This window comes from Xanthobacter pseudotagetidis (assembly GCF_043194795.2).
GTDB classification, from domain to species: domain Bacteria; phylum Pseudomonadota; class Alphaproteobacteria; order Rhizobiales; family Xanthobacteraceae; genus Xanthobacter; species Xanthobacter tagetidis_A.
Genome location: NZ_CM195534.1, coordinates 4,102,252 through 4,120,603 on the forward strand (window position 1 = coordinate 4,102,252; position 18,352 = coordinate 4,120,603).

15 protein-coding genes are annotated in these 18,352 nt (G+C 68.4%); 10 read left to right on the top strand and 5 right to left on the bottom strand.

Annotation, left to right across the window (positions count from 1 at the left end; translation table 11 throughout):
- Positions 1-152 precede the first annotated feature (152 nt).
- Positions 153-602: a tripartite tricarboxylate transporter TctB family protein gene (locus V5F67_RS18855; RefSeq protein ID WP_394020751.1), complete on the top strand. Its 450-nt coding sequence runs from the start codon at positions 153-155 to the stop codon at positions 600-602.
- 16 nt (positions 603-618) lie between these two features.
- Positions 619-2,118 carry a tripartite tricarboxylate transporter permease gene (locus V5F67_RS18860; protein WP_394020750.1) on the top strand — a complete coding sequence of 500 codons (1,500 nt, stop codon included), beginning with the start codon at positions 619-621 and terminating at the stop codon, positions 2,116-2,118.
- Between the two features lie 437 nt (positions 2,119-2,555).
- Here V5F67_RS18860 and V5F67_RS18865 read toward each other — a convergent pair whose 3' ends face one another.
- The gene (locus V5F67_RS18865) at positions 2,556-4,058 is read right to left on the bottom strand and encodes a 4-hydroxyphenylacetate 3-hydroxylase family protein (RefSeq protein WP_394020749.1); all 1,503 of its coding nucleotides are present in this window, start codon (positions 4,056-4,058) and stop codon (positions 2,556-2,558) included.
- A gap of 287 nt (positions 4,059-4,345) precedes the next feature.
- Here V5F67_RS18865 and V5F67_RS18870 point away from each other — a divergent pair, with 287 nt between their 5' ends.
- Positions 4,346-4,981, top strand: coding sequence for a MarR family winged helix-turn-helix transcriptional regulator (locus tag V5F67_RS18870; RefSeq protein ID WP_394020748.1), 636 nt, complete (start codon positions 4,346-4,348; stop codon positions 4,979-4,981).
- 247 nt (positions 4,982-5,228) lie between these two features.
- Here the strand turns inward: V5F67_RS18870 and V5F67_RS18875 are convergent, their stop codons facing one another.
- The 3 genes from V5F67_RS18875 to V5F67_RS18885 form a co-directional block, all read right to left on the bottom strand.
- The gene (locus V5F67_RS18875) at positions 5,229-6,089 is read right to left on the bottom strand and encodes a TorF family putative porin (protein ID WP_394020747.1); all 861 of its coding nucleotides are present in this window, start codon (positions 6,087-6,089) and stop codon (positions 5,229-5,231) included.
- 209 nt (positions 6,090-6,298) lie between these two features.
- On the bottom strand, positions 6,299-7,093 hold the full coding sequence (locus V5F67_RS18880) for a protease inhibitor Inh/omp19 family protein (protein ID WP_394020746.1): 795 nt from the start codon (positions 7,091-7,093) through the stop codon (positions 6,299-6,301).
- A 180-nt stretch (positions 7,094-7,273) separates the two neighbouring features.
- Entirely contained in the window at positions 7,274-8,230 is a 957-nt protein-coding gene (locus tag V5F67_RS18885; RefSeq protein WP_394020745.1) for a 2-hydroxyacid dehydrogenase, read from the bottom strand.
- 315 nt (positions 8,231-8,545) lie between these two features.
- Between V5F67_RS18885 and V5F67_RS18890 the strand changes: the two genes are divergently transcribed.
- The 5 genes from V5F67_RS18890 (at position 8,546) to V5F67_RS18910 (ending at position 13,953) form a co-directional block, all read left to right on the top strand.
- The gene (locus V5F67_RS18890) at positions 8,546-9,625 is read left to right on the top strand and encodes an ABC transporter ATP-binding protein (protein WP_394020744.1); all 1,080 of its coding nucleotides are present in this window, start codon (positions 8,546-8,548) and stop codon (positions 9,623-9,625) included.
- A gap of 92 nt (positions 9,626-9,717) precedes the next feature.
- Complete coding sequence (locus V5F67_RS18895; RefSeq protein WP_394020743.1) at positions 9,718-11,028, top strand: ABC transporter substrate-binding protein; 1,311 nt, start codon at positions 9,718-9,720, stop codon at positions 11,026-11,028.
- Positions 11,029-11,508: 480 nt separating this feature from the next.
- Positions 11,509-12,360, top strand: coding sequence for a carbohydrate ABC transporter permease (locus V5F67_RS18900; protein ID WP_394020915.1), 852 nt, complete (start codon positions 11,509-11,511; stop codon positions 12,358-12,360).
- Between the two features lie 76 nt (positions 12,361-12,436).
- Positions 12,437-13,327, top strand: coding sequence for a carbohydrate ABC transporter permease (locus V5F67_RS18905; protein WP_394020742.1), 891 nt, complete (start codon positions 12,437-12,439; stop codon positions 13,325-13,327).
- Positions 13,328-13,449: 122 nt separating this feature from the next.
- Positions 13,450-13,953 carry a TIGR00645 family protein gene (locus V5F67_RS18910; protein ID WP_394020741.1) on the top strand — a complete coding sequence of 168 codons (504 nt, stop codon included), beginning with the start codon at positions 13,450-13,452 and terminating at the stop codon, positions 13,951-13,953.
- 25 nt (positions 13,954-13,978) lie between these two features.
- On the opposite strand, the gene V5F67_RS18915 is transcribed toward V5F67_RS18910, so the two are convergent.
- On the bottom strand, positions 13,979-14,866 hold the full coding sequence (locus tag V5F67_RS18915; RefSeq protein ID WP_394020740.1) for an MBL fold metallo-hydrolase: 888 nt from the start codon (positions 14,864-14,866) through the stop codon (positions 13,979-13,981).
- Between the two features lie 248 nt (positions 14,867-15,114).
- Between V5F67_RS18915 and V5F67_RS18920 the strand changes: the two genes are divergently transcribed.
- Both V5F67_RS18920 and ppdK read left to right on the top strand, forming a co-directional pair.
- Complete coding sequence (locus V5F67_RS18920; protein ID WP_394020739.1) at positions 15,115-15,252, top strand: DUF3096 domain-containing protein; 138 nt, start codon at positions 15,115-15,117, stop codon at positions 15,250-15,252.
- A 389-nt stretch (positions 15,253-15,641) separates the two neighbouring features.
- Positions 15,642-18,299 (top strand): pyruvate, phosphate dikinase, encoded by a 2,658-nt coding sequence (gene ppdK, locus V5F67_RS18925; protein ID WP_394020738.1) that lies wholly within the window; start codon positions 15,642-15,644, stop codon positions 18,297-18,299.
- The last annotated feature ends 53 nt before the right edge of the window (positions 18,300-18,352 follow it).

The window sequence follows — 18,352 nt, forward strand, 5'->3', positions numbered from 1 at the left end:
AGAGACCCGCCGAGGATGATCGCCGCGCGAGACAAGCGGCGACACCCGCAGGACAGCTGCCGCATTCGGCCGCCGCGCCGACCGATCGCCCGTGCGAAACGCGGTTGCGGCTCCCTTCGGGCTTCCTCGTGCGCGAAGAGATGAGGGGAACCATGCGCATCGCATCCACGAAGGACTTCCTTGCAGGCGTCCTGTTCGCCGGCTTCGGCACCGCTTTCGCGGCGGTGGCCGCCACCAGCTATGCCCAGGGCACCCCGGCGCGCATGGGGGCCGGCTTCTTCCCCCTGGTGCTGGGCGTGCTGCTGGCCGCAGTCGGGCTCGCGGTGATGGCGCGCAGCCTCATCGTCGAAGGCGACGGGCTGCCGCGCGTGCGCCTGCGCCCGCTTCTGTCGCTGCTCGCGGCCATGGTGCTGTTCGGGATCATGCTGCGGCCGCTGGGCCTCATGGTCTCGGCCGTGGTCCTGGTGCTCGCGGGCAGCCTGTCGAGCCCCGAGTTCCGGCTCAGGGAAGCGCTGCTGCTCGCGGCGGGGCTGTCTGTCGGCGCGGTGCTGCTGTTCGTGACGCTGCTCGGCCTGCCGCTGCCCGTCTGGCCGTCCTTCTAGCGCTCCGGAGGCTGACATGGACACCCTCGCCAATCTGGAGCTCGGCTTCTCGGTCGCGCTCACCCTCGCCAACATCGCCTACTGCTTCATCGGCGTGCTGCTCGGCACGCTGGTGGGCGTGCTGCCAGGCCTCGGCCCGGTGGCGAGCGTGGCGATGCTCTTGCCCATCACCTTCACGCTGCCGCCGGACTCGGCGCTGATCATGCTCGCCGGCATTTATTACGGCGCCCAGTATGGCGGCTCCACCACGGCGATCCTGGTCAACATCCCCGGCGAATCCTCCTCCGTGGTGACCGCCATCGACGGCTATCGCATGGCCCGCACCGGACGCGCCGGGCCGGCGCTCGGCATCGCCGCCATCGGCTCGTTCTTCGCCGGCTGCGTCTCCACCATCGCCATCGCCTATTTCGCGCCGGTGCTGTCGGACCTGGCGCTGGAGTTCGGGCCGGCTGAATACCTCTCACTCATGGTGTTCGGCCTCATCGCCGCCGTGGTGCTGGCGCGTGGCTCGCTCATCAAGGCCATCGGCATGGTGCTGCTGGGTCTCTTGCTCGGCCTCGTGGGCACGGACGTGAATTCCGGCACCTCGCGCTACGACCTGGGCTTCCCGGAACTGCGCGACGGCATCGGCTTCATCGCCCTCTCGATGGCTCTGTTCGGCATCGCCGAGGTGGCCTGCAACCTGGAGACGGAGCAGGACCGCAGCGTAACCGCCCAGCGCATCGGCCGGGTGCTGCCGAGCCTGCACGACCTGAAGATATCCACCCCCGCCATCCTGCGCGGCACCGGCCTCGGCGCCATCCTCGGCGTGCTGCCGGGGGGCGGCGCGCTGCTCGCCTCCTTCGCCTCCTACATGCTGGAGAAAAAGGTGGCGAAGCCGCCGCGCAATTTCGGCCACGGCGACATCCGCGGTGTTGCGGGGCCGGAATCGGCCAACAATGCCGGCGCGCAGACCTCCTTCATCCCCATGATCACGCTCGGCATTCCCTCGAACCCGACGATGGCGCTCATGATCGGCGCCATGATGATCCAGGGCATCGCGCCGGGGCCGACGGTGATGAGCGAGCGGCCCGGCCTGTTCTGGGGCCTGATCGCCTCCATGTGGGTGGGCAACCTGATGCTGCTGGTCCTGAACCTGCCGATGGTGGGCCTGTGGATCCGCCTGCTGAAGGTGCCCTACCGGCTGCTGTTCCCGGCCATCCTGCTGTTCTGCGTGATCGGCGCCTATTCCAGCAGCAACAGCGTGTTCGACATCTACCTGATGGGCGCGCTGGCCGTGCTCGGCTACGCGTTCGTAAAGCTCGACTGCGAGCCGGCGCCGCTGATCCTCGGCTTCATCCTCGGCCCGATGATGGAGGAGAATCTGCGCCGGGCGATGCTGATCTCGCGCGGCAATTCCTCGATCTTCCTCACCCAGCCCATCAGCCTCGGCTTCCTGATCGCGTCGCTGGCGCTGCTGGTGGTGCTGATCGTCCCCGCCATCCGCACCACCCGCGAGGAGGCGCTCCAGGAGTGAGTGGAGGGCGCGGGGAAAAAGCACCCCCGCGCGGCGCGTCCCAACCACCGTCATGCTCCGGCTTGACCGGAGCATCCACGTGCTGCGGCAGGACACCCCGCCCGGCCACGGCATGGGCCCTCCGGTCAAGCCGGAGGGCGACGGCGGGGAAGAATCAGCCGGCGCGGCATATCCCAAACCACCGTCATGCTCCGGCTTGACCGGGGCATCCACGTGCTGCGGCAGGACACCCCGCCCGGCCACGGCATGGGCCCTCCGGTCAAGCCGGAGGGCGACGGCGAGGAGGAATCAGCCGGCGCGGCATATCCCAAACCGCCGTCATGCTCTGGCTTGACCGGAGCATCCACGCGCTGCGGCAGGACACACCGCTCGGACGCCCCCCCACGTCCGCCCTCCGGTCAAGCCGGAGGGCGACGGCGGGGAGATGTAACCGGGCGTCAGTCGCGGCCCACCGGCGGCAGGCTCAGCGCCCGGTCCACCAGGGCGCCGGCGCGCTGGAAGTCGTAGTTCCTGAACATGTTGGTCTTCACGATGAAGGACGCGCCGCCGTAGAACTTCTCGTACTGCTGGTGGCGGTTGCCGAACTCGGTGCCGATGAAGTCCCAGGCGAGGCGCATCAGCGCCACGCGCTGGCGCGCGTCGAGATTGGCCGAACGATAGAAGCGCTCCACGTCGGGGGCGGTCTCGGCGCTCTCGAAGTCCCTCACCGACGAGGGCAGCGTGATCATGGCCGCGCCGGTGATCTCGCGGATCACGTCGATCATCCGCGGGTTGATCTCCGACTGCAGCGCCATCACCGCGTAGAGCATGGCCTTGGAGGGCCACACCACGCCCTCGTCGTCGATGGTGGCCTTGGCCTCCTGGGCCAGCAGCATGCCCTCGACGATGGAAGCCAGCGCCGCGATCTCGCCCATGGCCACCTGCACCGGCGGCACCCCCTCGTTGCCGGTGGCCTCGTTCATGCGCTTGGCGAGGCCCATCAGGAAGCGCAGCTTGGTGCCGTAGCGCGTCTGCGCCTGGTGGTTGCCGTAGGTGTGGGACGGGGTGAGCCACCACTGGTCGCGGTTCAGCTCGATGTTGCGATAGATGAAGACGTGCTTCCACGGCACGAACACCTCGTCCAGCACCACGAAGCAGTCGGCCTCGTCGAAGCGGGTGGACAGCGGATAGTCGAAGGAATTGTCGGCCACATTCGCGAACGGCCGGCGCGAATAGAGCTTGAGCCCCTCCGCATCCATGGGGATGGCGACGTTGATGGCATAGTCCTCGTCGCCGGCCTGGAGCGGGTGGATGCAGGCCAGCTGGAGATAGTCCGCATAGACGCCGCCGGTGGCGAGCTGCTGGCCTCCGGAGACGATGATGCCGCCCTCCACCTCGCGCACCACGCCCGCATAAAGATGCGGATCGGCCTGCTTGTGGGCCGGCTTGGAGCGGTCGATCTGCGGCGGGACGATGGCGTAGGCGATATAGAGATGGTTGTCGCGGGCGTACTCGTAGAACTTCACCACGTTGTCGGCCCATTGCTGGCCGTGCCTGGCGAAGACCGAGGGCTTGGCGGCATAGCCGACGAAGAAGTTCGCCACATGGTCGGGCGAGCGGCCCATGAGGCCGAAGGTCTGCTCGGCCCAGGCCTCGGAGGCGAGGCGCTTGAGGCGCAGATCGTCCACCGTCTTCGGGATCTGGTAGCAGCGCAGGGCGCGGGCGCCGGTCTCGGGCACCTCGAACGTCATGAGGTCGCGATTCTGCGGCGCGGCGGCGAAATCGAACAGGTTCGCGATCTGCCGCGCGCCCTCGCGGAAGGCGGGATGGGTGGTGGGATCGCTGACCTTTTCTCCATCGAGATAAACGGTGCGGGGAGAGGCCTTCAGCTGCGCCAGAAAGTCGGCGCCGGTGCGCAGGCCCCCTGCGGCGGCTGCGGTCGTCTGAAGCGTGACGGTCATGGTTTCATTCCCTGGAAGCGGCGGCCCGGCGCGCGGGCTCGGATCGTTGGTGTCGATTTCGGAACTCGGCTCGGCCTCGGCCCCTGTCCGGGCCGCCGCCTCCCGCCGGGACACCCGGCTGGAGATGGTGTCTCAATGTCAGACAATATGTACAAATTAGATATAATATTGTACATGTCAACGCGGCTCGGGAGATGTTTTTTGGCCCGGCTATGGACGGCGGGGCATGTGGTTCCTAAAGGAGGATGACCACCCGCATGTGGCGGAGAACGGAGCCTAGATCAGCCATGTCGCCCCCAGGCCGCGGAAAGTCCGCCGGCGCGTTCCGGCCTCCTGTCACGGTCTCGCGGACCGAGTTCCTGCGCGGCGACAGCGACCGCGCCTTCCGCGAATCCATCTACGCCATGGTGATGGCGCTCGAGGGGCTGCTGAAGTGCCGCGCCATCTTCGGCAAGGTGCTGGGCCTGACCCCGAGCCAGTTCGCGGTTCTCATGGGCACCGCCTACCGCCAGGGAGAGGAGGGCGTCGCCATACGCGACCTCGCCGACCACATCCGCCTTGCCGCGCCGCACGTGACCACCGAGGTCGGCCGCATGATCGAGATGGGGCTGCTCGCCAAGCGCCAGGACGAGAGCGACCGCCGCAGCGTGCGGGTCTCGCTCTCTCCGGAGGGCGAGAAGGCCGTGGTGCGGGTCGCCCCGGTGGTGCGGCGGGTGAACGACATGCTGTTCGAGGAGATCACCTCTTCCGAGGTGGCGGTGGTGGAGACGGTGATGCGCAAGCTCGCCATCAGCGCCGAACGCGTGTTCGCGCACGCCAAGTGGGGCGACATCCTCGGCGTGGAGGATGAAGCGCCCCGCCCCAAAGAGCCGGCCCGCGCGCGGCGCGCGAAGGGCAAGACCCCTGAAGGGCAAGCCCCTTGAAAGGCAAGCCCTCCTGAAGGGCACGCCCCCCTGAAGCGCGATGCGCCGCACGGCCGCGCCCGCGCGCCTGCATCGGCGGACCCGAGGCTCGGGATGACGGAACGCGGGGCACCGATCCCCGCTTCCGCCTGCGGCCGGCCGCGCTCCCGCAGCCGCCGCTCTCCCGCAGCCATGCCGGCAAACGAAAAGGGCGCCGCACCGGAGTGCGACGCCCTTCTCTGGAGCCTGATGCGTCAGGTGATCGGGATCACTTGAGCTGGTTGAACGAGGTCGCGAAGGACAGGCTCGCGATGAACTTGTCGCCGCAGGCGGTGTTCTTGCCGATCAGCGTGGCGCACTCGAACTCGTTCAGGTCCGAACCGGAGTAGCGCAGGTCGAGGGTCGCGGCCTTGTAGGTCAGGCCGACGCCGACGTTCCACCAGTTATAGCCGGAGATGCCGACCGCGAACACGCCGAACGGCGGGACGTAGCTGAAGGTGCCGGAGTCGAGCCACTGATGGCCGAACTCACCCGAAAGGTAGGCACCGAAGGCGCTGCCGGCGAGCGAAGCGGTCGACGCCTTGGCGTTGATCGACAGCGCGGTGCCGTCCGTGCTGGTGGCGTACATGTCGCTCGTCCAGTTCAGGGCGAGGCCGACGGACAACCAGTCGGTCAGAGCGTAGCTGGGCTTCGCGTAGATTTCCCAATAGTTGAAGTCGTCCGGGCTGACACCGAAGATGTCGGTGTTGCCGGGGAAGGTGTAATAGATGCCGCCGACGTCGAGGGTGAAGGCGCCCCAGGTGTGGCGCAGGCCGCCCGAGAAGTCGACTTCCAGCGAGCTGCTGCCGTTCGGGCCGAGGAAGTTCTCAGCCCAGTTCTGGTTGGACGCCCACACGTTGATGTAGAACCAGTCCAGCAGCTGCAGCTCAACATAGCCCTGCACGGCCGGGTTGTTGTTGGTCTGGCTGATGCCGCGGAACACGTAGTCGGAGGTCAGGGTGACACCGAACGCAACGTCCCAGGCGGGCGGCGGGGGCGGGGCCACGGCCTTCACGGGCACGGACATGTCGGCCGCAGCGGCCGCGCCGGCGAAAAGCATGGAGGAAGCGATGACAGCAAGCTTTTTCATAAGGGAACCCCCGCAGAAATCTGGAATGATAAAAATCAGGTCCGCTCCCGGAGGCCAACGCGAAAATTAAGGCAGCAATTGCCGCCTTTCTAGGCAAACCCGCATGAATGAAGGATTTCTGTGTTGCGATTTCGCAACGCCAATCCCAAAACGCGTTAATGGGCGGTACAACCCGGCTTGCAGTAAGCGGAGCCGGCGACGGATCCGGCTCAGGGACGGCTCATCAGAAGCGGGCGCCCCCGCTCCGGAACGCGCGCCCATGAGCCGTCCTCCTGCCGGGCGAATCGAATCGCAGCGCCGCCACCCGTCCCCGAGACCAGGATGTTGCCGCCGTCGAGCCGCCAGGAGGCGGCGGCGAGGCGCGCGACCGAGGCGTCACAGCCGGATGCCACCTTCAGCAGGAATCCGCCCTTGGGGGCAGGGGTCTCGGTGAGGCTCCAGCGGCACAGCGGCGCCCCGGGACTGGAAGCCAGGTCCCAGTCGCCCAGCACCTCGGCCTGCGTCGCCTCGGGCACGTCGGCTATGCTGGGATTAATGAGGAAATAGACCCCATCCCCCTCGCGCAGCGCTTCATAGCTGCCGCCCGTCGCCTCGGTGAACTCGGCCACGGTCCGCCCCTGGGCGTTGACGAGGCGCAGCGCGCCGGACGCGTCCGGAAGCCAGCCGGCGACCTGGACGGAGAAGGCGATCGCCGCCTCGCAGGCGGCGCGGTCGATCTGCACCGCAAGGCCGCCTGCCGCCGCCTCGGCCTTCAGCATGATCGGGCACTTGCGCTCGCCATCGGCGCTCGAGAGCACATAGGCGCCGGCCTTCTGCTCCGCCGCCTCCCGCAGGCCGGGGTCGAGCCGCGCCGCCGGCTGTTGCTTCTGCGCCACAGGCCCGAGCGCTCCAGGTCCGTTCCCCTCGGGGGCGGCGCCAGCGAGCGCGGACGACAGCGCGAGAGCGAGCCCGGCGATGGCCAGCCGCGCACGCACGCGTGCGGGAGACGATGAAAGATGGCGCATGACGGCCCCTCGCTAGAGATCGGCGGCAAGGCTAGCACAGCCCCGCCGCCCTTCTCACCTGCCGCCGTCGGGAACGCGCGGCGTCGTGGCGCGCGCATGCCCTGCCGTACCGCCGCCGCCCGCTTCAAGCCGGAGTGCGGCCCACCGGGCAAATTGGGTCGATCTGCTCCGGATCGTGCTCTAGCCGCGCGGCCAGGGTGTCTCGGCCACGGGGGTGATCGGCCCCTTGCCGTCGAACCAGGAGATCAGGTTGTCCACCACCAGCTGGCCCATGGCGCCGCGCGTGTGGTGGGTGGCCGAGCCCACGTGCGGCAGCAGCACCACGTTGTCGAGCGCGAAGAAGCCCTCGGGCACGTGCGGCTCGTTCTGAAACACGTCGAGGCCGGCGGACAGGATGGTGCGGTCCTGGAGCGCCTTCAGCAGCGCCGCCTCGTCCACCACCGTGCCGCGCGCGACATTGATGAGGATGCCATCCGGCCCCAGCGCCTCCAGCACGGCGGCGTCCACCATGTGCCGGGTGGCCGGGCCGCCGGGGACGATCACGACGATCACGTCCACGTCCCGCGCCATGGCGAGAAGGTCGCCATAGTGCCTGTAGGGCACGCTCGGCTGCGCCCGGCGGGAGTGGTAGACCACCGGCACCGAGAAGGCGTCGAGCCGCTTGGCGATGGCCTGGCCGATGCGGCCCATGCCGATCAGGCCCACGGTGCGCCCGCGCAGGGTGGGGCCGAGCGGGAACGCGCTTCTGGCCCAGCCGCCCGCGCGTACGAACCGGTCCGCCTGCGGTATCTCGCGCACGGTGGCGAGCAGCAGGCCGAGGGTGAGGTCGGCGACCTCCTCGTTGAGCACGTCCGGCGTGTTGGTGACGACCACGCCCCGCGCCGCCGCCGCGGCCGCGTCCACGGTGTCGTAGCCGACGCCGAAATTGGCGACGATCTCCACCTTCGGCAGGCGCGCCAGCAGCGCATCGTCCACCTTCACCTTGCCCTTGGTGGCGATGGCGCGCACCGCCGGCGCGCGCGCCGCGTCGAGCTGGTCGAGGGGGATGAGATTGAAGCGCGCGGCGAGCTGTCGCTCGACCACGTTCTCCATGACGGGACCGGTAAGAACAAGCGCAGGGCGCGCGGCATCGCTCATGGGGGATCTCGCTGGAATGAGACGGGCGGGAGGGAGCTAGACTTTAGGACAAGAGAACCTCTGGCCATCCCGATTGCAACGGCAGGCGAGAGAAGCAGAGGCGAGGCTTAGGCCCCCCGCCGCCTCGTTTCAACGGGGTTCAAACGTTTTAATTTGCTCTTGATCCGGACCTGTCCTCGCACCATGATCGCGCCGCGCCCGCAAGAGGCGCGAGGTCACACGGGGTTCATCCGCACCGGATTGAACAGGTGGGACCGGACAAGATCGCGGCCTGCCGGCAGGTGGCGGCGCCGCGTTCAGGGGAGAGGACCCACGATGGCGACCGTCGATATTCGCGGTGTGAAGAAGGCGTATGGCGCGACGCAGGTGATCCACGGCGTCGACGTCGACATCCGCGACGGCGAGTTCGTGGTTCTGGTGGGCCCGTCGGGGTGCGGTAAGTCCACCCTTCTGCGCATGATCGCGGGGCTGGAGAACATCACCGCCGGCGAGATCCTGATCGGCGACCGCGTCATCAACGAGGTGCCGCCGAAGGAACGGGACATCGCCATGGTGTTCCAGAACTACGCGCTCTATCCCCACATGAGCGTCGCCGACAACATGGGCTTCTCCCTGAAGCTGCGGAAGGCGCCGAAGGCGGAGATCAAGGCGCGGGTCGACCGCGCGGCGCAGATCCTCGGCCTGACGAAGCTGCTCGACCGCTATCCGCGCCAGCTCTCCGGCGGCCAGCGCCAGCGCGTCGCCATGGGCCGCGCCATCGTGCGCGACCCGCAGGTGTTCCTGTTCGACGAGCCGCTCTCCAACCTCGACGCCAAGCTGCGCGTGCAGATGCGCACCGAGATCAAGGAGCTGCACCAGCGCCTGAAGACCACCACGGTCTACGTCACCCACGACCAGATCGAGGCCATGACCATGGCCGACAAGATCGTGGTGATGCACGACGGCATCGTCGAGCAGATGGGGGCGCCGCTCGAGCTCTACGACCGGCCGGCGAACCAGTTCGTGGCCGGCTTCATCGGCTCGCCGGCGATGAACTTCATCAAGGGCAAGGTGCAGCTCGGCGCCGATCCGCGCCTGGTGACGGACAGCGGCGTCGACGTGCCGCTGCCGGCGGCGGCGGGCCTTTCCGACGGGCAAAGCGTGATCTACGGGCTCAGGCCCGAGCACGTGCGCCTCGATCCCGCCGGCGTGCCGGCGCAGGTGGTGGTGACCGAGCCGACGGGGTCGGAGATCCTGGTGGTGGCGCGCCTCGGCGCGGGCGACGCATCGCCGGGCCAGGAGGTCACCTGCCTGTTCCGCGAGCGCCTCGCCTTCACCCCCGGAGAGACCATCCGCATCACCCCCCAGGACGGCCTCACCCACCTCTTCGACGAGGCATCGGGAAAGAGGCTCTGACACCGCATTTCTGAAGCGTACCCCGGCGAAAAGACCGCCCGCGCCAACAGGGCGGCCCCGCCGGACAACCGAGCAAGACGGGAGGAAACGAGATGACCATTTCCAGACGCGACGTCCTTCTGGGCGGCGCCGGCCTTGCCGCCGGCTCCCTCGCCTCGCCCTTCCTGGGCTCCGTGCCGGCGTCCGCGCAGGTGCCGAAGTTCGAGCCCGAGCCCGGCGCCTCCCTGCGCCTGCTGCGCTGGGCGCCGTTCGTGAAGGGCGAGGAGGATGCCTGGATCGCCAACACCAAGAAGTTCACCGAGGCCACCGGCGTCGAGGTGCGCATTGACAAGGAGAGCTGGGAGGACATCCGCCCGAAGGCGGCGGTGGCCGCCAATGTCGGCTCCGGCCCCGACATCGTCTGGGTGTGGTTCGACGATGCCCAGCAGTATCCCGACAAGCTGCTCGACGTGACTGACCTCGCGAACGGTCTCGCCAAGACCTATGGCGGCTTCTATCCCGGCAACGAAGTGTACGCGAAGGTGAAGGACCGCTTCGTCGGCGTGCCGCTCGCCACCATCGGCAATGCCGTGGTCTATCGCGACAGCTGGGTGAAGGACGCCGGCTTCTCCGAATTCCCGAAGGACACCAAAGGCCTGCTGGAGCTCGGCAAGGCGCTGAAGGCCAAAGGCCACCCCATGGGCTTCACGCTCGGCCACGGGGTGGGCGACGGCAACAACTTCACCCACTGGGTGCTGTGGAGCCACGGCGGCAAGATGGTGAGCGAGGAGGGCAAGGTCGTCATCAACTCGCCCGAGACGGTGGCGGCGCTGCGCTACGTGGCCGAGCTCTACAAGACCTTCATCCCCGGCACCGAGAGCTGGCTCGACGTCAACAACAACCGCGCCTTCATCGCCGGCGACCTGTCGGTCACCGCCAACGGCGTGTCGATCTACTATGCGGCGGCGAACGACCCCAAGCTCGCCGACATGGCGGCGGACATGAAGTCCACCAACTTCCCGGTGGGGCCCGTGGGCCAGCCGGTGGAGCTGCACCAGACCACCACCGCCGGCATCTTCAAGTACACCAAGTATCCGAAGGCGGCGCAGGCCTACCTCGCCTTCATGTTCGACGCCCCGCAGTACAATGCCTGGCTCCAGGGCGCGAGCGCCTATTGCTGCCAGACGCTGAAGGCGTTCGCCTCGAACCCGGTCTGGACCTCCAAGCCGATCCACGCCGCCTATGCCAAGGCCTCGGAGACGCTGCGGCCGAACGGCTATGCCGGCCCGCTCGGTCCGCAGTCGGCCGCCGCCATGGCGGACTGGATCGTGGTGGACATGGTGGCGGAAGCCGCCACCGGCCAGCGCACGCCGGAGGAAGCCGCCAAGCGCGCCCAGTCCCGCGCCGAGCGCATCTACCGCTGAGGCGGGCGCTCCCCTGAAAGCCCTCTCCCGCTTGCGGGGGAGGGTTGGGAGGGGGAAAGCGGCGCCGAGAGGCGAAGGGAACGCCGGGAGGGGTGGCCGCGCGGGAAAGCCACTGCCCATCGACAGCGCGCCAGCAGGCCCCCTCCCCAGCCCTCCCCCGCAAGCGGGAGAGGGAGTGGCGAGAACGGCGGAGGTGGCAGGCACCCCTGCCGGCAGCGCGACGCGAACCCTCTCCCCGGCGGGGAGAGGGCAGGGTGAGGGGGAACGCCGGCTCGCGCTTTCCCCACCACGGGCTCCATACCGGCGCCCCCTCCCCTCACCCCGACCCTCTCCCCGGCGGGGAAAGGGAGACGCAGGCTGGTTTCAGGAGAGGAACGCATGGCCGTCACCACCGCATCCGAGGCGCGCGCCGCGCCGCCTGCCCGGCGCTCCTTCTGGAGCGGCATCGGCCAGGGGCGGCACGTGCTCGGGCTCCTGTTCATGCTGCCGGCGGCGGCGGTGCTGCTGTTCTTCCTCACCTACCCGCTCGGGCTCGGGGTATGGCTCGGCTTCACCGACACCCGCATCGGCCGGCCGGGCGTGTTCATCGGCCTCGAGAACTACCAGCTCCTGTTCGACGACAGCCTGTTCTGGCTGGTGGTGTTCAACACCCTGCTCTACACCATCGCCGCCTCGATCCTGAAGTTCGCCCTCGGCCTGTGGCTGGCGCTGCTGCTGAACCAGCACCTGCCGTTCAAGGCCTTCTTCCGCGCCGTGGTGCTGCTGCCGTGGGTGGTGCCCACCGTGCTCTCGGCGATCGCCTTCTGGTGGATCTTCGACAGCCAGTATTCGATCATCTCCTGGGCGCTGATCCGCATGGGGCTGATCGACGCCCCGATCAACTTCCTCGGCGACGTGACGAATGCGCGGGCCTCGGTGATCGCGGCCAATGTCTGGCGCGGCATCCCCTTCGTCGCCATCTCGCTGCTCGCGGGCCTGCAGACCATCCCGCCCTCGCTGCACGAGGCGGCGACCCTGGACGGCGCCTCCAGCTGGCAGCGCTTCCGCTTCATCACCTTGCCCATGCTCTCGCCGATCATCGCCGTGGTGATGACCTTCTCGGTGCTGTTCACCTTCACCGACTTCCAGCTCATCTACGTGCTGACCCGCGGCGGGCCGCTCAACTCCACCCACCTGATGGCCACCCTCTCCTTCCAGCGCGCCATTCCCGGCGGGCAGCTGGGCGAGGGCGCGGCGATCGCGGTGGCGATGATCCCGTTCCTGCTGGCGGCGATCCTGTTCAGCTATTTCGGCCTGCAGCGCCGCAAGTGGCAGCAGGGGGGCGGGGACTGATGGGGAGAGCCACGCCACTCCTTTCCGGCCTGCGCGACCAGGCGCGACGCGCCCCATTCCTGCCGAGGATCGCCCGATGAGCCTGTCGACCACCGACCATCTCACCGACAATTCCACCGGCATGAGCTATCTGGACAGCCTGCCGCGGCGGATCGTGACGGTGTTCCTGCCGCTGCTGATCTTCGTGTTCGTGCTGCTGTTCCCGTTCTACTGGATGGCGATCACGGCGGTGAAGCCGAACTTCCAGCTCACCGACTACAACAACTATTCGCCGCTCTGGGTGGTGGAGCCGACGCTCGACCACATCAGGTATCTCCTGTTCGAGACCTCCTATCCGGCCTGGCTGTGGAACACGGTCTTCATCTCGGTGGCGGCGACCTTCATCTCGCTGGTCACCTCGGTGTTCGCCGCCTACGCCATCGAGCGGCTGCGCTTCCACGGTTCGCGCTGGGTGGGGCTCGGCATCTTCCTCGCCTATCTGGTGCCGCCCTCGATCCTGTTCATCCCGCTCGCCATCATGGTGTTCGGCATCGGCATCTACGACACCAAGCTGGCGCTCATCCTCACCTACCCCACCTTCCTGGTGCCGTTCTCCACCTGGCTGCTGATGGGCTATTTCCGCTCGATCCCGTTCGAGCTGGAGGAATGCGCGCTGGTGGACGGCGCCTCGCGCTGGCAGATCCTCATCAAGGTGCTGCTGCCGCTTTCGGTGCCGGGCCTGATCTCGGCCGGCATCTTCTCGTTCACCCTGTCGTGGAACGAGTTCATCTACGCCCTCACCTTCATCCAGTCGTCCGAGAACAAGACCGTGCCGGTGGGCGTCCTCACCGAGCTGGTGCGCTCGGACGTCTATGAGTGGGGCTCGCTCATGGCCGGCGCGCTGATCGGCTCGCTGCCGGTGGTGATCCTCTATTCCTTCTTCGTGGACTACTACGTCTCCTCCATGACCGGGGCGGTGAAGGAGTAGCCGGTTCCGCCGGCGCCCATGCGGCGCGAGGTCCCGCTTGCCGTCCGCCGCGCGCCATGGCACCCCTTCGCCGAAGGGTGCGGCGCATCATGCGCCGGCGCGACGGGGACGGGGTCAGGAAGATGATCGAGCGTGCGATCGAATCGGTTCTGTTCCGCAGCCGGTGGATCCTGGCGCCGTTCTATGTCGGCCTCGTCGTGGCCATGCTGGTGCTGCTGTTCAAGTTCGGCGCCGAGCTGCTCCATTTCATCGAGGGCGCGATATCGGCGAGCGAGAGCGATATCATCCTCGGCGTGCTGGCCCTGGTGGACCTGACGCTGACCTGCAACCTCGTCGTGATCGTGATCTTCTCCGGCTACGAGAACTTCGTCTCCAAGATCGACCCCGCCGGCCACCCCGACTGGCCGGAATGGATGACGCGGGTGGACTTCACGGGCCTCAAGCAGAAGCTGCTCGCCTCCATCGTCGCCATCTCCGCGATCCAGCTCCTGAAGGCGTTCATGAACCTCGACAAGGGCGGCATGAGCGAGAACACGCTCATGTGGCTGGTGATCATCCACGTGGTGTTCGTGGGATCGAGCCTGCTGCTCGCCTGGTCGGACAAGCTCTCCAGCGACAAGCATTGAGGCCGTCCCGCATCGCCGGCGGGCCTCACCGGCCCGGCAGGACGAGGACGGTGGGCTCCCTGGGCAGGCTCTCGCGCGAGAGCAGCACCGTCGGCTCGGCCGAGCGCTCGATCTTGTAGCCCTGGCCGAGCCGGGTGAGGAACCGCTCCAGCCCCCAGCTGCTGAAATAGTGCATGGGGATGACCAGCGGCGCGCCGATCTCCTTGAGCACCTCCACCATGCCTTCCAGGTCCAGCGTGTAGGAGCCGTCCACCGGCGCCAGCACCACGTCGATGCGCCCCAGCGCCTCGACGTGCTCCGGGGTGAGCAGGTGGTGCAGGTGGCCGAGATGGGCGATGCACACCCCCGCCACCTCGAACACGAACATGGAATTGCCGTCATAGAGCGTGCCGGAGCCGCGCCTTATGTTGGTGGGCACGTTGCGGATCCACACGTCGTCGAGCGTCAGCTCGTGGTTGACCGGCCCGCCGTCCGGGTTCCAGCCGCGCAGCACATGGGCGATGCCGGCCTCCGGCATGTCGGTGTAGTGGGTGTCGTGCGCCCGGTTCATGGTGACGACGTCGGGCACGATGGCCGGGCGCACATAGTCGTTGTAGTCGGTGGCGATGGTCACGCCGGCCGGGCTCTCGATCAGGAACGTGGCGTGGCCGATGAAGGACAGGCGCACATTCCCGCTCGCCTGCGCGCTCGCTTCCCGCGTGCTCATCTGGGCGAGGCGCAGGACCGGTGACTGCGCACCCGTGCCCGGGCCGAGCGCGGCGACGCGCAGGGGCGCGGCGGCGGCCACCATGCGCGGGCATTTCTCGGGCTGTGCCGCGGCACCGGTCACGCCCGAGGCCAGCCCGGCCGTGGCCACGGCGAGCGCGAGAAGCGGCGCGGCCAGCGGCCGGCAGGGGAGACGGAAGGATCGCATGGGCGGCGGCGTCCTGTCGGCAGGGATGTCGGAGCGTCAAGCGATTGTGGCGGCTCCCCGCCGCGGCGCAACGCGGCCGCCGTCACACCAGCGTGAAGGAACGCGGGTAGAGGCCGGCGCGTCCATGCCTGGGGATGGCCGGCGCGGGCGGCCGCTCCCCTGTTGCAGACGATGCCCGGCTGTGACCTCCTGCCCCCTCGGGGCGTGCCGCCACGGACGGCGCCGCCCAACCACGGAAAGAGCACGACATGTCCATCAACCTGGTGTTGGTTCAGCCTTGGGTGGCGCTGGTGGCGGGAATCCTGATCCTGCTCTTTCCCCGGCTGCTGAACGTCATCGTCGCGGTCTACCTGATCGTCGTGGGGCTCTCGGGCATCATCCGCTGAGGGCGGCGCGGACCCGCAGGCGCACGTCGCCCTCGGACGCGATCGGAGGGCTGATCCTGCGAGCAGGCGCAAGGCGGTGAGGGCGCGTGGCTGCTCCGATCACGTCGGAGCATGACGGCGGCGAGGGTCGTCAGCGCCCTGTGACGCCTTTCACCACCCTCATGCCGCGGCTCGTCCGGCCCTTGACGGCAGGAGCGAGACGGCGGCAGGTCGCGATGGATCTTCCGTTGCGGCATGCCAAGTCCGAAAACCGGCGCGCCCGCCCCGGCGCGCCGCGATGCCGCGCATCCGAACGATGGGAGATTCTTTCCTCCAGTTGATGCGTGCTGCGCTGCGAGCTAAACCATCGGCCCATCGCGACCTGCCCCACCCTTCAAAGGGACCAGCACATGACGAAATGGGTCTACACCTTCGGCGATGGCAAGGCCGAGGGCAAAGCCGACATGAAGAACCTCCTCGGCGGCAAGGGCGCGAACCTCGCCGAGATGTCCAATCTCGGCCTGCCCGTGCCCCCCGGCTTCACCATCACCACCGAGGTGTGCACCTATTATTACGCGCACGGCGAGACCTATCCCGCCGAGCTGAAGGGCGACGTGGAGAAAGCGCTGGCCCAGGTCGGCCAGCTCACCGGCAAGTCGTTCGGCGATCCCACGAACCCGCTCCTGGTCTCGGTGCGCTCCGGCGCCCGCGCCTCCATGCCCGGCATGATGGACACGGTGCTGAACCTCGGCCTCAACGACGAGACCGTGGAGGCGGTGGCCAAGCTCGCCGACCGGCGCTTCGCCTATGACAGCTACCGGCGCTTCATCACCATGTATTCGGACGTGGTTCTGGGCGTGGAGCACCACCATTTCGAGGAGATCCTGGAGCACTACAAGCTCCAGCACGGCCTCACCCTCGACACCGACCTTTCCGCCGATGACTGGGCGGCCCTCGTGGTCGAGTACAAGAAGAAGGTCCAGGCCGAGCTCGGCAAGCCGTTCCCGCAGGACCCGCACGAGCAGCTCTGGGGCGCCATCGGCGCCGTGTTCGGCTCCTGGATGAACGCGCGCGCCATCACCTACCGCCGCCTGCACTCCATTCCGGAGAGCTGGGGCACTGCGGTGAACGTGCAGTCCATGGTGTTCGGCAACATGGGCGAGACCTCGGCCACCGGCGTCGCCTTCACCCGCAACCCCTCCACCGGCGAGAAGGCGCTCTATGGCGAGTTCCTGGTGAACGCCCAGGGCGAGGACGTGGTGGCGGGCATCCGCACCCCGCAGGACCTCACCGAGACCGCGCGCAAGGCCGCCGGCTCCGACAAGCCCTCCATGGAGGCGGCGCTCCCGGACGCGTTCAAGGATTTCGAGCGCATCTCGAACGCGCTGGAGAACCACTACCGCGACATGCAGGACCTCGAGTTCACGGTGGAGAAGGGCAAGCTCTGGATGCTCCAGACCCGCTCCGGCAAGCGCACCGCCAAGGCGGCGCTGCGCATCGCCGTGGAGCTGGCGAGCGAGGGGCTCATCAGCGAGCAGGAGGCGGTCGGCCGCGTCGATCCCGCGGCGCTGGACCAGCTGCTGCACCCCGCCATCGATCCCAAGGCCGAGCGCAAGGTGATCGCCACCGGCCTGCCCGCCTCGCCCGGCGCGGCGGCGGGCGCCATCGTGTTCTCGGCCGACGAGGCCGAGGCCATGAAGGAGAAGGGCCTCAAGGTCATCCTGGTGCGCGTGGAGACCTCGCCCGAGGACATCCACGGCATGCACGCCGCCCAGGGCATCCTCACCTCGCGCGGCGGCATGACCTCGCACGCCGCCGTGGTGGCGCGCGGCATGGGCAAGCCCTGCGTCTCCGGCGCCGGCGCGCTGCGCATCGACTACAAGGCGCAGACGCTCACCGTGGCCGGCGAGACCTTCAGGAAGGGCGACACCATCACCATCGACGGCGGCACCGGCCAGGTGCTGAAGGGCGAGGTGCCGATGCTCCAGCCCGAATTGTCGGGCGAGTTCGCGACCCTCATGGGCTGGGCCGACAAGGTGCGCAAGCTCAAGGTCCGCGCCAATGCCGAGACCCCGGCGGACGCCCGCATGGCGCGCTCGTTCGGCGCCGAGGGCATCGGCCTCTCGCGCACCGAGCACATGTTCTTCGACGCCGGCCGCATCCTCGCCGTGCGCGAGATGATCCTCGCCGACGACGAGGCCGGCCGCCGCTCGGCCCTCGCCAAGCTCCTGCCCATGCAGCGGGACGACTTCGTCGAGCTGTTCGAGATCATGAAGGGCCTGCCGGTCACCATCCGCCTGCTCGACCCGCCGCTGCACGAGTTCCTGCCCCACACGGCCGAGGAGACGGCGGAGGTGGCCAAGAGCCTCGGCGTCGACATCGAGCGCGTGGAGCGCCGCTACAAGGAGCTGCACGAGGTCAACCCGATGCTCGGGTTCCGCGGCTGCCGCATCGCCATCGCCTTCCCCGAGATCGCCGAGATGCAGGCGCGCGCCATCTTCGAGGCGGCGGTCATCGCCGCCAAGAAGACCGGCGAGGCGGTGGTGCCCGAGGTGATGGTGCCCCTCATCGCCACCAAGGCCGAGTTCGACATCGTCGACAAGGTGATCCGCGACACCGCCGCGGCGGTGGAGAAGGAGACCGGGGCGAAGCTCACCTTCCAGGTGGGCACCATGATCGAACTGCCCCGCGCCGCCTTGCGCGCCGAGGAGATCGCCAAGGGCGCCGAGTTCTTCTCCTTCGGCACCAACGACCTGACCCAGACCTGCTTCGGCGTCTCGCGCGACGACGCCGGCACCTTCCTCGGCCCCTATGTGCAGAAGGGCATCCTGGAGGTGGACCCGTTCGTCTCCATCGACGTGGACGGCGTCGGCGAGCTGGTGAAGATCGGCGTCGAGCGCGGGCGCAAGTCGCGTCCGGACATCAAGCTCGGCATCTGCGGCGAGCATGGCGGCGACCCGGCCTCGGTGGCGTTCTGCCACGAGGTGGGGCTCGATTATGTCTCCTGCTCGCCGTTCCGCGTGCCGATCGCCCGCCTCGCGGCGGCGCAGGCGGCGCTGAAGAAGTGACGGCCGGCGCCTGACGCGCCCGGCTTCCCGAAAAGGCCGCCCCCGGGCGGCCT